At 52.9% G+C, this 15,355-nt stretch carries 6 protein-coding genes; 5 read left to right on the forward strand and 1 reads right to left on the reverse strand.

Going from position 1 to position 15,355, the window contains the following annotated elements:
* Positions 1 to 61: 61 nt before the first annotated feature.
* Both Q31b_RS02070 and gcvP read left to right on the forward strand, forming a co-directional pair.
* Positions 62 to 889: a class I SAM-dependent methyltransferase gene (locus Q31b_RS02070; protein ID WP_231617235.1), complete on the forward strand. Its 828-nt coding sequence runs from the start codon at positions 62 to 64 to the stop codon at positions 887 to 889.
* A gap of 109 nt (positions 890 to 998) precedes the next feature.
* The gene (gene gcvP, locus Q31b_RS02075) at positions 999 to 4,001 is read left to right on the forward strand and encodes an aminomethyl-transferring glycine dehydrogenase (protein WP_146597999.1); all 3,003 of its coding nucleotides are present in this window, start codon (positions 999 to 1,001) and stop codon (positions 3,999 to 4,001) included.
* A gap of 77 nt (positions 4,002 to 4,078) precedes the next feature.
* On the opposite strand, the gene Q31b_RS02080 is transcribed toward gcvP, so the two are convergent.
* Entirely contained in the window at positions 4,079 to 5,197 is a 1,119-nt protein-coding gene (locus Q31b_RS02080; RefSeq protein WP_146598000.1) for a hypothetical protein, read from the reverse strand.
* A gap of 166 nt (positions 5,198 to 5,363) precedes the next feature.
* On the opposite strand from Q31b_RS02080, the gene Q31b_RS02085 reads away from it, so the two are divergent.
* The 3 genes from Q31b_RS02085 (at position 5,364) to Q31b_RS02095 (ending at position 15,141) form a co-directional block, all read left to right on the forward strand.
* Positions 5,364 to 10,232, forward strand: a complete 4,869-nt coding sequence (locus tag Q31b_RS02085; protein WP_146598001.1) for a polyketide synthase — start codon at positions 5,364 to 5,366, stop codon at positions 10,230 to 10,232.
* A gap of 258 nt (positions 10,233 to 10,490) precedes the next feature.
* The gene (locus Q31b_RS02090) at positions 10,491 to 13,478 is read left to right on the forward strand and encodes an aminotransferase class III-fold pyridoxal phosphate-dependent enzyme (protein WP_146598002.1); all 2,988 of its coding nucleotides are present in this window, start codon (positions 10,491 to 10,493) and stop codon (positions 13,476 to 13,478) included.
* A gap of 430 nt (positions 13,479 to 13,908) precedes the next feature.
* Positions 13,909 to 15,141 (forward strand): DUF6786 family protein, encoded by a 1,233-nt coding sequence (locus tag Q31b_RS02095; protein WP_197170770.1) that lies wholly within the window; start codon positions 13,909 to 13,911, stop codon positions 15,139 to 15,141.
* Positions 15,142 to 15,355 lie beyond the last annotated feature (214 nt).

A 15,355-nucleotide genomic window follows, 5' to 3' on the forward strand; every position in this document is an offset into this window, starting at 1 on the left:
TGAACGATTCTCAAAATCTGATTTCGAGTCTCTGCAGCGATTATAGGAAGTTGTGCCCTCATTGAACCAGCCCCCGAAACCCACTCGTTTGCCTCTTTGGCGTCGCCCGCTCGGCGTTTCGCCTGGAACTTGGGATTACGTCAACGAACGGACGATCGCCGACCATTACGACGCATTTGTGGCGGACACGCCACTTTGTCGTTTGGACCAACAAATCGTCGCAGGCGAATTTCCGCTTCTCAATTTGGATAATTCTCTAGCAAATTCAGTTTCGATCCTCGATCTTGGCTGCGGCAGCGGGCGAGTGGCCCTGCCATTAGCGAGCCGCGGCTATGAGGTGATCGGCGTCGATCTAAGCAATCGAATGCTGGAGGTCATGTTGGAAAAGTCTCGCACTGCCGAATTACGAGGAAGCGTTCACGCAGTCCGTGCCAACTTGGTCGAACTTGATGGTTTTGCCGATCACAGCATCGACCACGCCATTTGCATGTTTAGCACATTGGGGATGATCAAAGGTCGCCAATATCGTCAACAATTGTTGAGGCACGTCGCGCGTATCTTGAGACCAGCAGGCAAGTTGGTTGTGCATGTCCATAACCGCTGGGCCGTACTACGCGAGCCTAAGGGCCCACAGCGGGTCATTGGAAGCTATTTGCGGTCTCGATTTCATTCCGAACACGAATTCGGTGATTACATCTACAGTTATCGCGGTTTGAGCAAGATGTTCATGCACCGTTTTAGCCGACGCGAATTAGCAGCCGACTTGGTCCACTGTGGTTGGAAGATCGACCGCATCGAACGAGTGACTGCCGACGGCCAATCCTTGCTGCATGGTTACCACTTCTTCCCGCCCGGCGGCTTTGTGGCGATCGGTACAAAGGGTGATTAATCACGCGCCATTTGCCACATGGTTTGACGAAAGAAGCACGTAGCTTATGCTATCACGGCCCGATCTGAATCGACTGCTAATTCCTCTCTCACTTTGACAGACCGATCTAATGAGTATTGCTCCCCAAAAGAACGCCGCCCCAAATGTTCCGCAAAGTTCTGGTATTCATCTCGGTGACGCCGATCCCCAAAGTCGACTCGATTTTGGAGACGGCTTTATCCGGCGGCATATCGGCCCGTCCGATGGAGAGATTACCAGCATGCTTGAGAGCCTTGGGTTTTCGACCCTCGAGGATCTCACGGATGCGACCGTTCCAGCAGACATTCGACTCGAGTCCGAACTCGATATCCCAGACCCGCGTGGCGAGCACGAGTTTTTGTCGGCTCTGAAAATGATTGCTGAAAAGAACAAGGTGTATCGCTCTTGTATCGGCATGGGTTACACCGGCACGGTCACTCCACCGGTGATTCTGCGCAACGTGTTGGAAAACCCCGGTTGGTACACACAATACACGCCTTACCAAGCCGAGATTGCCCAAGGGCGTCTCGAAGCGTTATTGAATTTTCAAACGATGATTGCGGAGTTAACGGCGTTGCCACTTGCCGGAGCCAGTTTACTTGATGAGGCGACCGCGGCAGCCGAGGCGATGGGCATGTGTGTTTCGATCGCAGCTCACAAAAAAATCGGTTTTTGGGCAAGTGACGATTGTCATCCACAAACCTTGGCGCTGCTCGAAACGCGGGCGGAAGGTTTAGGCGTTGATTTAAAGGTTGGGCCGATTAGTGAAATTGATTTTGATCATGGACAAGGCGGTTTGTGTGGGCTATTGGTGCAATATCCAACCACTGATGGACGGATCAATGACTATCGTGAATTGACGGCGAAGGCCAAGCAGCACGGTACGCTAGTGGTCGCTGCTGCGGACATCTTGGCACTGACCATGTTGATGCCGCCCGGTGAATGGGGAGCCGACGTTTGTATCGGATCGGCGCAACGTTTTGGCGTGCCGATGGGTTTGGGCGGCCCCCATGCGGCGTTCATTTCCACTCATGAAAAATATGCTCGCAAGTTACCCGGTCGGATTATCGGCGTATCCAAAGATTCGCACGGCAACCGGGCTTTGCGGATGGCGATGCAAACGCGTGAACAACACATTCGCCGTGACAAAGCGACCAGTAACATTTGCACGGCACAGGCCTTGCTGGCGATTATCAACTCTTTCTACGGAGTCTACCACGGTCCCGACGGGCTGCGCCAAATCGCACAACGAACGCAAGGCTTTGCATCGGCGCTGGTCAAGGGACTCGATCGACTCGGCCACACCACCCTTGATGACGGCCCGGTTTTCGACACCCTGCGTATTCGCTTGGGCAAAGGGCGTGTTCATGCCGCTCGTCAAGTGGCCGACGCCGCTCGCGAACGGCACATCAACTTGCGTGAATATGCCGATGGGACTTTGGGTGTAACGCTCGACGAAACCGCCGACCGAGCGTTGGTGGCCGATTTGTTGGCTGCGTTTAATTTCGGCCACTATACCGGTTTCGATATTGATGACTTATTGGCTGAAGCGGACGCCGATGGCATGTCCGACTTCGGAGCGATGAGGCGAACGAGCGAGTTCATGACCCAAGAGGTCTTCAATGTCTATCACAGTGAAACGGAACTGCTGAGGTATATCTTCAAGTTAATGGGCCGCGATTTGTCGCTCGCCCATTCCATGATTCCGCTTGGTTCCTGCACGATGAAACTTAACGGGACCAGCGAAATGATCCCGGTGACTTGGCCTGAGTTTTCTCAAATGCATCCATTTGCACCTGACACGCAATGGCGTGGCTACACCCACATGTTCCGCCAACTCGAACGCTGGCTTTGTGAAGTCACCGGTTTTTCAGCCGTTAGTTTGCAGCCCAACTCGGGTGCCCAAGGCGAATACACGGGGCTACTTGTCATCCGTGCTTACCATGAACATCAAGCCCGGCAAGAAGGCCGCGAAAACGTTCGCACGGTTTGCTTGATTCCCACATCGGCTCATGGAACCAATCCCGCTTCGGCGGTGATGGCTGGGATGAAAGTCGTCGGTATCAAATGCAACCAACGCGGCGATATTGACGTGGATGATTTGAAAGCGAAGGCGACCGAGCATGCGGAGCATCTATCGGCCCTGATGATTACTTATCCATCCACGCATGGCGTCTTCGAGTCGACGATTCGAGAAGTCTGTGCGATCATTCATGACAATGGCGGGCAAGTTTACATGGATGGTGCCAACATGAACGCGCAAGTTGGCTTGACAAGTCCAGGGCGGATTGGCGCCGATGTTTGTCACTTGAACCTACACAAAACGTTTTGCATTCCACACGGTGGTGGTGGTCCAGGAATGGGGCCGATCGGTGTGGCTGAGCAATTGGTGCCGTTTTTGCCGGGACATCCCGTCGAACGTCCCGATACCGCAGGTGAGTTTGCCATCGGTCCCGTTTCGGCTGCTCCCTACGGTAGCCCGAGCATTTTAATGATTAGCTACGTCTACATCGCTTTGATGGGCTCGGCTGGTCTCAAAAAGGCGACTCAGGTGGCGATACTCAATGCCAACTACATGGCCGATCGTTTGAAGAACGATTATGACGTCCTGTACACCGACAAGAACGGACGTGTCGCTCATGAGTTTATTCTCGATTGCCGACCTTTCGAAAAATCATCGGGTATCAAGATCGATGATATTGCTAAGCGGTTGATGGATTACGGTTTTCATGGGCCGACGATGTCATGGCCAGTGCCCGGGACATTGATGATCGAACCGACCGAGAGCGAATCGAAGGCAGAGCTTGATCGTTTTTGTGATGCGATGATCTCCATTCGCAAAGAGATTGCCGCAATTGAAAAGGGAGAGATGGATCGCGAAGACAACCCGTTAAAACATTCGCCGCATACCGTCGATGCGATCGGCAGTGATGATTGGCCGCACGGCTATTCGCGGTCGCAAGCGGCATGGCCAACCGAGTGGCTTCGAGACGCCAAGTTCTGGCCAACCGTCGGCCGTATCGATAACACCTACGGCGACCGTCATTTGGTTTGCACCTGCCCCAGCGTCGAAGAAAGCGAAGCGGCTGGTTAACGCTTTGTCAGCATGGAACCTTAGAGTAGTGGATCTTGTTAAAGATCCTGGCGGACAGGGATCTTTAACAAGATCCACTACGGGTCTACTCTGAAATCGCATAGTTGCACCACTCGTGCTCTTTCCGATCCGGCACCGACAATTCGCGATGAATCACCTTCGCCCACGATCGACATCTTATCGCGATTCCTCCACCACGTGGTGATTTCATGGGGTAGGGCGTTCCAGCAATCGGTTTGCTCGGCGACAAAATCCAGGTACTCTCGATAGACATCAAGCCGTGCAGCCGAATCAAGATAATCGGGATGGGTGATGACCATAGCCATCCCCGCTAATTTGCGCAAAAATTGAAACTTGTCAATCCAGATTTGAGGGCTCTGTTCGCCCAGCGAAACAAGCAGCGTGTGATCTTGTGGTTGAGTGTAGGGCAGTTCAACAAACTTTCCGACGATGATCGGCCAGACACTTCCCACGCCGCCCGGCATCGCTTGAAACGGATCGATGTCAAACGTTGACGTATCGTAATCGATATCGAGCTGCTGCATCCAAGCCAAATTTCGGTGAACCATCGGCGACCGAAAACCCTTGGCTCCATAGGCACGAATCGATTCATTAATTGGCCCAATGCGACGTTGAAACATACGCTTCGATTCAAAAAGTCGCCCGTCATGGTTGTAGCCTTGAACGCCAACCTCATGCCCACGCTGCTTCAGTTCCCTGACAAACCCAAGATCCACTTTGTATTTGTAAGGCACCAAATTCCAAGCAGACCTAAGTCCACGATCCTCTTCCATCTTGGCGATTCGCTCGATGCCTTGCATCCCCTGTTTCGTCTCAACATCATGTGTCAGCGAGACAGCCATTTCAAAGCGATCAGGCCAAGGATGGATGACTCGGCAATCGGAATTCTGTTCAATCGCGGCCTGCAAGTCAGAAACCATTCCGCTCGGGATGTACCACGATGGCGGCACTTTGATCGATTGGTTTCGCCACTTTTGCAGCCATTGACGCACGAAAATGGGTAGGAGCGGTCTAAATCGATAGTAGAGTCTGAACTTTGAGCCCAGTGTCTCGTTATCTCGATCCTCAATAAAACGACGACGTAGAACCTCTCCCACGGGACCATCAAAGACAAACCGCGCACCCAAAGTGGCCACATCCCCCTGCTCGAACGAGGTCGTTTGCTCTCTAGTCATCGCAAAAATGCCTTTTCGGGTACGGCAATGAACGATTGGTGGGCTGGGCTCAACGGAATGACCAAGTTTACATTTTAAGAAAGACCATTGGGTAATGTTCGCCAATACAATAGTCGGAAAGTGTACCCGTTTCCAGTGAAAGGGACTTTCCGCCTGAGAATTCTTCATGCAACGCTACAAACAAATACTCAAAGCAACGGTCGGGCCTCGGACGATCACAAAACGGCGGCGAATCTCTCCGTTGGCAAACGGATCGATAGAGTCTGCACTCATTCGGTTATCACCTCGCCGCGCTGGCGACATCATCGACAAACGTTTAATTATAATCGCTGCCATGCAATACAAATGTCTTCATCATTGGTTTGAACAACAAACCGCTTCGTCGAGCGGATCGGTTGCGGTTGTGTCGGCGAGTCGATCGTGGACGTATCGTGAACTGAACCGCATTGCGAATCGAATCGCCAACCAATTGACCGAGCGTGGCGTCAAAGCAGGCGATTTGGTAGCACTGTGTTTGCCGCGCGACATCGAATTGATTGCGGCCATCCTCGGTATTCTCAAAGCGGGAGCAGCATACGTTCCGATCGACCCCACCGTGCCGCCCGCCCGCTTCGGTTTCATCATCGAGGATTGCCAGGCCACTTCGATAGTCACCAATCACGAATTGGCAGATCGCTTCAACATCCCGAATGACAGCCAAGTTCTGCTAGCTGACGCGTCGATCACAGCATCTGACTCGCGCTGGGATGCCAACCCAAACGTCGACGTTGGTCCAAATGACCTGGCTTACGTCATCTATACTTCTGGTTCAACGGGGATTCCCAAAGGCGTCTTGGTCGAGCATCACAACGTCACTCGGCTCTTTCAGCAAACCGAGAAATGGTTTGGTTTCGATGGAAACGACGTCTGGACACTGTTTCATTCCGCTGCGTTTGATTTTTCAGTCTGGGAGATTTGGGGCGCTCTGCTCTACGGCGGCAGATTGGTGATCCTACCCTACGCCGTTAGCCGATCGCCTCGCGACTTCTATCGCTTACTCATTGAACAAGGTGTGACGGTTTTGAGCCAAACTCCGTCCGCGTTTCGGCAATTGATGATTGCCGATGAAGCGATGTTCGATCGCGATCAGCCACTCTCCCTGCGTTACGTTATCTTTGGTGGCGAAGCGTTGGAGTTTAGCTCGCTTCACGATTGGGTGGATCGGCATGGTGACGATTCTCCCAAGCTGATCAACATGTATGGGATTACTGAAACGACGGTTCATGTGACTTATCGGCATGTCACCGCCTCCGATGTACAAAGTGAAACAAGTAGCTGCGTCGGAGTTCCGATCCCCGATCTAAGCTTGTCTGTTTTGGATCAGAACCAAAACCGGGTAGTCGATGGACAAGTCGGTGAAATCTATGTTTCTGGTCCCGGTGTGGCACGCGGTTATTTGAATCGTCCGCAGCTCAATGATGAGCGTTTCGTTACGCTTCAATCATTTGAAGGTGAGTCCGATGCGGTGCCCGATGGTAAACGCGTGCGGTACTATCGAACGGGCGACCTAGGGCGTCTGCGGACGAACGAATGTGGGGAGACCGAACTTGAGTATCACGGACGTATCGATAGGCAGGTCCAACTACGTGGTTTTCGAATTGAACTAGGTGAAGTCGAAGCGAGGCTACAACAACACGCCGCTGTCGCCCAGTGCATTGTGATCGTTTGTAGCGAAGATCCCTCATGGCAGGATTCCCTTTCACAGGCTGGTCCAGTTCTGGCTGCTTATGTTGTGGCGAAACCAGAACAAACGTTGTTGGCTGAATCGCTTCGTCGTCATTTGGCGGTCAACCTGCCCGAGTACATGATCCCATCGTACTTCGTCCCCATCGACACGATTCCGTTAACCATCAACGGGAAACTTGACCTTGATTCCTTACCGTCACTCGATCGAGCGATTGAGCGAATCGGCCCGCAAGTAGACGTCCGCTCAGCGGCCAGTGACGCTGAACGAACGATTGCGGAAGTATGGCAAACGTTACTCGGTACCGAGGCCGTTTCCTACAACGCTTCATTCTTCGAGCAAGGCGGTCAGTCGTTGATGTTGTTGGAAATGGAGCGACAACTACAAGGAAAGTTTCCCAAGCCATTCGCGATCGTTGACTTGTTTGAATATCCAACCATCCCGCTGTTGGCTGAGTTTTTGAGTGGTTCGGTGCCCGCTCGGGTTGTCTCGCCACGCGGTGACTCAAGGCCGGCCAAGGACGATCGTGAAGACTCGGATGCTATTGCCATCGTGGGCATCGCGGCTCGCTTTCCGGGAGCGGATTCAGCCGAAGCGTTTTGGGACAACTTGAGGAATTCGGTAGAGTCGATCCGCCGATTTTCATCTCAGGAATTGGCCGATCATGGTGTCCCAAGTTCGATTTACCAAGACGAAGGTTATGTTCCTGTAGTGGCAACGCTCGATGGCATCGATCAATTCGACGCGTCCTTTTTTGGATTCAGCCCACGTGAAGCGATGCTTACCGATCCTCAGCATCGGCTCTTTTTGGAATCGGCATGGACGGCGCTTGAAGATGCGGGGTACGACTTTGCCGATGCGCAGCGGCGGCGGATCGGTGTCTTTGCTGGATCGAGACCGAACGGGTATCGCGATTTGATTCAGCAAGCGATTGACGCCACACAGCCCGATGTCAACTTTGAAGTGCTGTTGCGAAATGAAAAGGATTTCTTAGCCACCCGCGTCTCGCATTGTCTGGATCTACGTGGTCCGGCGCTGACGGTACAAACGGGATGTTCGACCTCGCTGGTTGCCATCCAATTGGCTTGCCAATCATTGCTTGCTGGTCAATGCACGATGGCATTGGCTGGCGGAGTCAGTGTCGATTTAGAAAACCGACATGGCTACATTGCGGTTGAGGGGATGATTCATTCCTCCAGCGGGCAGGTTCGCGCCTTTGATGCCGATGCAAACGGAACCGTTTTCGGAGAAGGTGTGGGGGTCGTGGCATTAAAGCGATTGTCGGACGCTCGTCGCGACAACGATTCCATTTACGCCGTGATCGCTGCGACCGCAATCAACAACGATGGAGCTGTGAAGACAGGGTTCGCAGCACCATCGGTTAGTGGACAAGCGGAAGTGATCGAAATGGCGATGCAGCAGGCGGGCGTGTCGGCGAACGACATCGGTTACGTCGAAACGCATGGCACTGGAACGTTCATCGGCGACCCGGTAGAAATCCGCTCACTCGAACGTGCGTTCCGCGATCGCTGTGCGGATGTTGGTGCGTGTCCGATCGGATCGGTCAAAACAAACATCGGTCATCTTGATGTTGCCGCCGGTATGGCAGGACTGATAAAAGCCGCCTTCATGGTGCGCGACGCATTGATTCCGGCGAGCCTTCATTTTGACAAACCGAATCCCAACATCCATTTTGAAAATAGTCCTTTTCGGGTCAATACGAAATTGGTGCCCTGGCAAACGAAAGGTCCGCGGATCGCTGGCGTCAGTGCGTTTGGGGTCGGTGGCACGAACGCTCATGTGATTTTGCGAGAGCCAACGGGGCAAAAACGACAACGGAGTAGGCGAACGCTAAACCCGATCACGCTTTCAGCGAAAACACCTACGGCGCTTTTGAACCAGCGTAAACGGTTGGCGGATTTTTTGATCCAGCATCCTAAGACATCACTCGCCGACTTGGCGTGTACTTTGATGCGTCGAGCTCGGTTTGATTACCGTACTACGGTCACGGCTGAGTCGGTCGAATCGCTGATCGAAGGCTTGCAAAGACCTCAGCCAGTCGAGTCACTTCGTCCGGCGGTCGCTTCGCCATCGATCGTGTTTATATTTCCTGGTCAAGGGTCACAGCATCCGAGGATGGCCAAAGAGCTGTATGACACCGAGCCCGTTCTGAAAACGCATTTGGATGCCTGTTTCGATTTTCTCTCAGCCGACCGCAAGCTTGATCTTCGAGATTTGGTCTTTCGTGACAACGCCGATGAAACAACCGCGGCAAAGCTCAATCAAACGAACATCGCGCAACCGGCTCTGTTTTGTCTTTGCTATTCGCTCGCTCGATGGCTCGAATCGCTCGGTATTCGTCCCGAGAGCATGGTCGGACATAGCGTGGGTGAATTCGTCGCCGCAACGATCGCCGGAGTCTTTACGCTTTCCGATGCACTGCGTTTGGTTGCGATTCGGGGTGAGTTGATGCAAGCGATGCCGGAGGGAGGCATGATGGCCATTCGCACGTCAGCCGAGGATGTCCAGAGATATCTGCCTCGTCGTGTCTCGATTGCAGCAGTCAACAGCCCGCAATTGTGTGTGGTTGCCGGCCCCGAAGAGCAACTCGATGCACTGGAGCGAAAGTTGGAGAAGAAATCGATCGTATGCAAGCGGCTGCATACCTCGCACGCCTTTCACTCGGCGATGATGAAGCCCGCCGTGGCACCATTCGCCGAGCACATGAAGGCGATTCCGCTATCGGCTCCGACGATTCCAATTGTATCGTCCGTCAGCGGAGAAGTACTCAGCGATGACCAAGCTACCGATCCATACTACTGGGCAGCCCATCTGTTAGAAACCGTCCGCTTCTCCGACGCCGTGACCCGTGTGACCGAGTTGGCACAACCTGATGCCGTCGTCGTTGAAGTGGGACCAGGCCAAGCGTTAAGCGGATTGGTGCGTCAATCCGCTTCGAAATCACCCATTCGACTCACGCAGCCACTCCTGCCCCACCCGCAACAATCCGTAACTTCAGCTGAACATGCCTGGGCATCCATCGGTCGATTGTGGCAATCGGGTGTCGAGGTCGATTGGAAGTCGCTCTATCGAGGTGAAGCAAGATCCGGACTGCACCTGCCTACGTACCCGTTCGAAAAGGATCGCTACTGGGTCGACGGTCTGGGGCCGCCGGTCGAGAAATTTTCGGAAACCCACGTACAAGAAAAAACGGAACCGATGCCAGCTCAAGATTTAACAACCCAACAATTGATTGCCCAGCAACTGCAGATAATGCGCGAGCAACTTGAAGCGTTTCGCAGTGGATCTTGAGTTCGTTTGTGTCGCCGCCAGAATCGATTGAGAGGTTTTTTCGTAGGAAACTTGTGAAGATGGAATGACAATTTGAGATGCGACTTTCGCTCATGTCTTAAGGTTCTGCAGCCGCATCGGGGGGGGATGCGAGCGATGAAATTCTGCGGAAATGTCCATTCTTTTCCTGGCCATTAGAACTATTCGATTGGGCAGCTATACTGTGGATACGACTACCCCAAACCGTTCGCTCCGCCATCGATCTTTTCCGCCTCTCCTATGAAGACTGAAACAAAACATTCTGCCGTCGAGTTCAAACTCGCCGAGATTTTACGGTCGTCGAGTGGGATGGATTTAGCGGATCTTGATCGGAATGCCAGCTTTCTCGAACTCGGCTTTGACTCGTTGTTTTTGATCCAGTTCAGTCAACGCATCAAACAATCGTTGGGGGTCAAAGTCACGTTTCGTCAAATGATCGAGGATTTGGCTTCGTTTGACGCATTGATCGGCTACCTTGTACCGCTAGTCGAAGTCGATGCGGCTCCCAGCGGTCGGATTGCGGGAACGCCGACGTTGGACTTAGGTGGCCCCACAAATGGTCCTGTCGTACCTCCGTCCATGACGGCGGCACCGGCAACAAACGGACAAGCGATCGCCGCTGGGCTAATACCGCATCAAATCACTGATGCTTCGCGCCAATCGAGTGGATTGGGAGCCGGCATTGGTCTGGAGCAGATCATTGCTCAGCAAAACGAGTTGATGGCGATGCAATTGCAATTGCTAGAGGGACCCATCGGTTCGCGAAAACTAGCAAATTCATCAAGCGACCGAGAGGGCGTCCCCGTATCGGAGAATTCTGGCCAAAAAAAGGACACGAAACGATTCGGCCCTTACAAACCGCTGCGGCGTAGTCCCAGCAGTGAATTGACGGCAAACCAACAAGCTCATCTCGACGCACTGATCAAACGCCTAACCGCAAAGACGGCCAAATCGAAAGCTCACTCCGAACGCCATCGCGAACACTTTGCCGATCCTCGCGGCGTTGCCTGCTACCGTCGGATGTGGAAATCGATGGTTTACCAAATCACGGTTTCCAAATCGGCAGGTTCGCAATTATGGGACATCGACGGAAACGAGTATATCGATATCGCGATGGGATTCGGGTTGAACTTGTTTGGCCAATCACCAGCATTCCTTACCGATACGATTAAGAAACAACTCGACTGCGGCATCGAAGTGGGGCCGCAATCACCGCTCGCCGGTGAAGTGGCTCAGCTATTGTGCGATCTGACTCGCAAAGATCGAGCAACGTTTTGTAACACAGGTTCCGAAGCCGTGATGGGAGCGCTTCGAATTGCTCGTACGGTAACTGGCAAATCGAAAGTCATCTTTTTCAACCAAGATTATCACGGCAACTTTGACGAAGTGCTGATGCGATGCAACCAAGTTGCCGGGAATTGGCGAACCTCACCCGCCTCGCCCGGCGTTCCGTCGAGCTTACTTGGCGATGTGATCGTATTGCCTTACGGAGCACCGGAGTCACTCGATTACATTCGCAGTCATACCGACGAGTTGGCGGCCGTATTGGTTGAACCGGTACAGAGTGCGAACCCGCTTTTGCAGCCGCGTGAATTCTTGAAAAAAGTCCGCCAAATTACCGCCGAATCGAACGTTGCGATGATTATGGACGAAGTCATTACCGGATTTCGGGCGGCTCAGGGCGGTGTACAAGAGCTGTTTGACGTCTGGGCCGACATCGCGACTTACGGAAAAATACTCGGTGGTGGTATGCCGATCGGAGCGATCGCGGGCTCGGCTCGTTACATGGACGCTCTTGATGGCGGCATGTGGCGTTACGATGACGATTCCGATCCGACCGCCGACATGACGTTTTTCGCTGGCACCTTCGTTCGTCATCCGCTTGCCATGGCCGCAGCTCATCAAGTGTTGATGAAGCTCAAAGAAGAAGGTCCCGAATTGCAACAAGAATTGACTAAGAAAACCGAACGATTGGCCGACCGTTTGAACGAGTTCTTCGAGAAAGAACTCTATCCGATTCGGATCGCCCAGTTTGCGTCCCAGTTCCGCATGACGTTTCCCACCGAGTTGCAGTACGCCGATCTACTCTACTTTCACCTGCTCGATCGTGGGATTTTCATGCGGGGTTGGCAAGACAATTGTTTCTTATCAACCGTACATACCGACGAACAAATCGAAACGGTCATTGACGCGGTCAAAGACAGTTGCGAGGAACTTCGTGCTGGTGGCTTTCTGCCGCATCCCCAAACGACCGCTACGGAAGTCTCCCTTGCATCGACAAGGGATGATTCGATGCCGTCATCCATCTCAACGCTGATTCCGATTCAAGAGGAGGGCACACGACCACCACTGTTTTGCATGCCTGCCGCCGATGGGCTGACACTCGTCTATCATGCGCTCAGCGAATGTTTGGGCAGTGACCAACCTGTTTACGGGCTGCACTCGCCCGGTGTTTTCAAGGAACCGATTCCTGATACGCTCGAAGCGTTAGCCAAGCGATTTATTCATGATTTAAAGGAAGTGCAACCCAGCGGTCCATACTTTATTGCTGGCTATTGCAGCGGAGGTACCACTGCGATCGAGGTGGCCCGGCAGTTGCTCGAACAGGGCGACAAAGTAGCTATACTCGCTTGTATTGAGACCTACAATTGGAACACCGCTCCTTGGACAACACGCAGTACAAAAGTCCGGGCAGTTTACGAGTTAGAACGAATCCGATTTCACTGGCAGAACTTTTGTCTGTTATCTCATCGCGATAAGAGGCAGTTCCTGGCATCAAAACTAAGCTCCTTGCGAAAGCGGACCAGGGTGTGGCGTGCGGGAATCGCAAGTCGATTTAGGCGTTCGGTGCAATCGCAGACGCCCACACGAACCGTTGTCAACATGTCCGACATATGGAAAAAGCATGACGAGCTCGCCGAGGCTTATGTCCCGCCTGTCTATCCAGGTCGTCTAATCCAATACCGGCCCTGTGTTGATTACCAATGCTACATGACGGACGAATTACAGGCCGAATCGATGTCGATCACTCGGTTGCCCAATTATCCCGCCGCAACGATGGCCCGCCCCTTTGTGGAAGAATTGGCAAGTCGATTGAAGGAAGAAATGGATGCCGTCATTGAAACGAAACACAAACCACGCATTCCTAGCAACGCCAACGTAGCGGATTCGGTTGACAGCAAGTTAAGAGAAGGACCGAAAAAAATATTGTTCCCGCTTGCCGATTAGTGTTTGAACTTTGAGGGATGTGGCTTCGGTATTAGGATTGGTTTACGCGAGGCCTCTATCACGGCACGTTTGGATCACCCAAACATTGTTAGCCTTTTTGATATGGACTTGGACCCGCAGGGACGTCCATTCTTTACGATGGCGTTGAAACAGGGTCGCTCGCTGCGAGTGATCATGAATTCCGCTGCAGGAGAGGGGTTGGCAAGGAAGAGTATTCATTGCAAAAACGCTTGGAGCTATTTCTGTGAGTCTGCGACGCGGTGGCGGGGGAAGTGAGTATGCAGAAATCGATAAGACAAAATCGAACGGAAGGCCAACGAAGACGCGGTATGCGGTATACTGTTTAAGCTTGGGGGTCTTCGTGGTAATCCAATCTCTCTAAGGCGAACTTGATGATATGAAAGCAGTCCACTTTACAACCTTTTTTTCCATGCTCCTCTTCGGATGCTTGGTATTTACGACCGATACTTTTGCACAGGAGTCGACCGACGTGTCACCAAAATTTCAAGATGATTTGACTTTTCTGAAAACGCATACCCCGATCGTGTTACTACACGATGGTGATGCTGCTGTCGCCGTCGCACCGGCCTATCAAGGCCGAGTGATGACCAGCACCATCGACCAAGCGAGCGGGCAAAGCTTTGGGTGGATCAACCGTAAAGTGATTGCGGCAGGCTTGTTGTCCGAGGAAGAGCGAAAAGGCAAGCTCGAAGAACACATTTACATTTTTGGTGGTGAAGAGCGATTTTGGCTCGGTCCCGAAGGTGGCCAGTTTGCGCTGTTCTTTCAACCCGGTACCGAGTTTGTATTTGAGGATTGGACAACACCGCCGGCGATTGATACCGAACCCTTCGTGTTAGTCGAACAGACCGCGAATTCGGCGAAGTTCCAACGAGACTGCGAGATGTTGAATCATTCGGGAACTAAGTTTGAAATGGGCATCGAGCGAACCGTTCGATTGCTGGATGAATCAGCGGTCGCGGCTGCGATCGGTGCTGACAATTTGCCGCAGGGTGCGAAGTGCGTGGCCTATGAAACCGACAATCGTTTGACGAATCGTGGCCAGCGTGAATGGACGCCTGAAACAGGCTTGCCGTCGATTTGGATGTTAGGCATGTATAACCCATCGCCGCAAACAACCGTCGTGATCCCGTTCAAGGCTGGCGACGAAGCGGCGCTCGGCCCCAAAGTGAACGACTCCTATTTTGGCAAGGTGCCCGCTGAATACCTGACGGTCAAAGAGGACGTGTTATTCTTCAAAGGGGACGGAACCCGACGCGGCAAGATCGGTATTTCACCCCAGCGTACCAAGGGGATCGCGGGCAGCTATGATCCCGATGGTGGTGTGCTGAATTTGGTGATGTACAACGTCCAAGATGCGCCGCATGGTTATGTCAATTCGATGTGGGAGCATCAAGAAAAGCCGTTCGATGGCGATGTGATCAATTCCTACAACGACGGATCTCCAACGCCCGGCGCACCGCCTCTTGGACCGTTCTACGAACTCGAAACCTCGTCGCCAGCCGCCGCATTGAAACCTGGCGAAACGATGCAACACGTGCAAAAAACCCTACATATCCAAGGTTCGAGCGAAGTGCTTGAACCGATCGCTCAGCGAATGTTAGGCGTCAGCCTGAGCGAAATCAAGGTCGTCGCTCAATAGCCCCCGCGTTCAACGCTCGGCCCTTCACCGGACGACCCAAAAAAGTCTTGAAGCTCTTTCAATCCATCGATCGTTTTTCCACGGATTTTTTTTACGATCGATGGCCGGGGATTTTGGACAAAGCCGATATCCCAGCAGCGCCTTCTTGTCCACCCTATCCAAACGCGTGCCCGCTCGGCCGGGCGCTGCGAAGAGTGGCTCGCCAACGATCGCA

Origin of the sequence: Novipirellula aureliae (assembly GCF_007860185.1) — a bacterium.
In the GTDB taxonomy this organism is placed as follows: domain Bacteria; phylum Planctomycetota; class Planctomycetia; order Pirellulales; family Pirellulaceae; genus Novipirellula_A; species Novipirellula_A aureliae.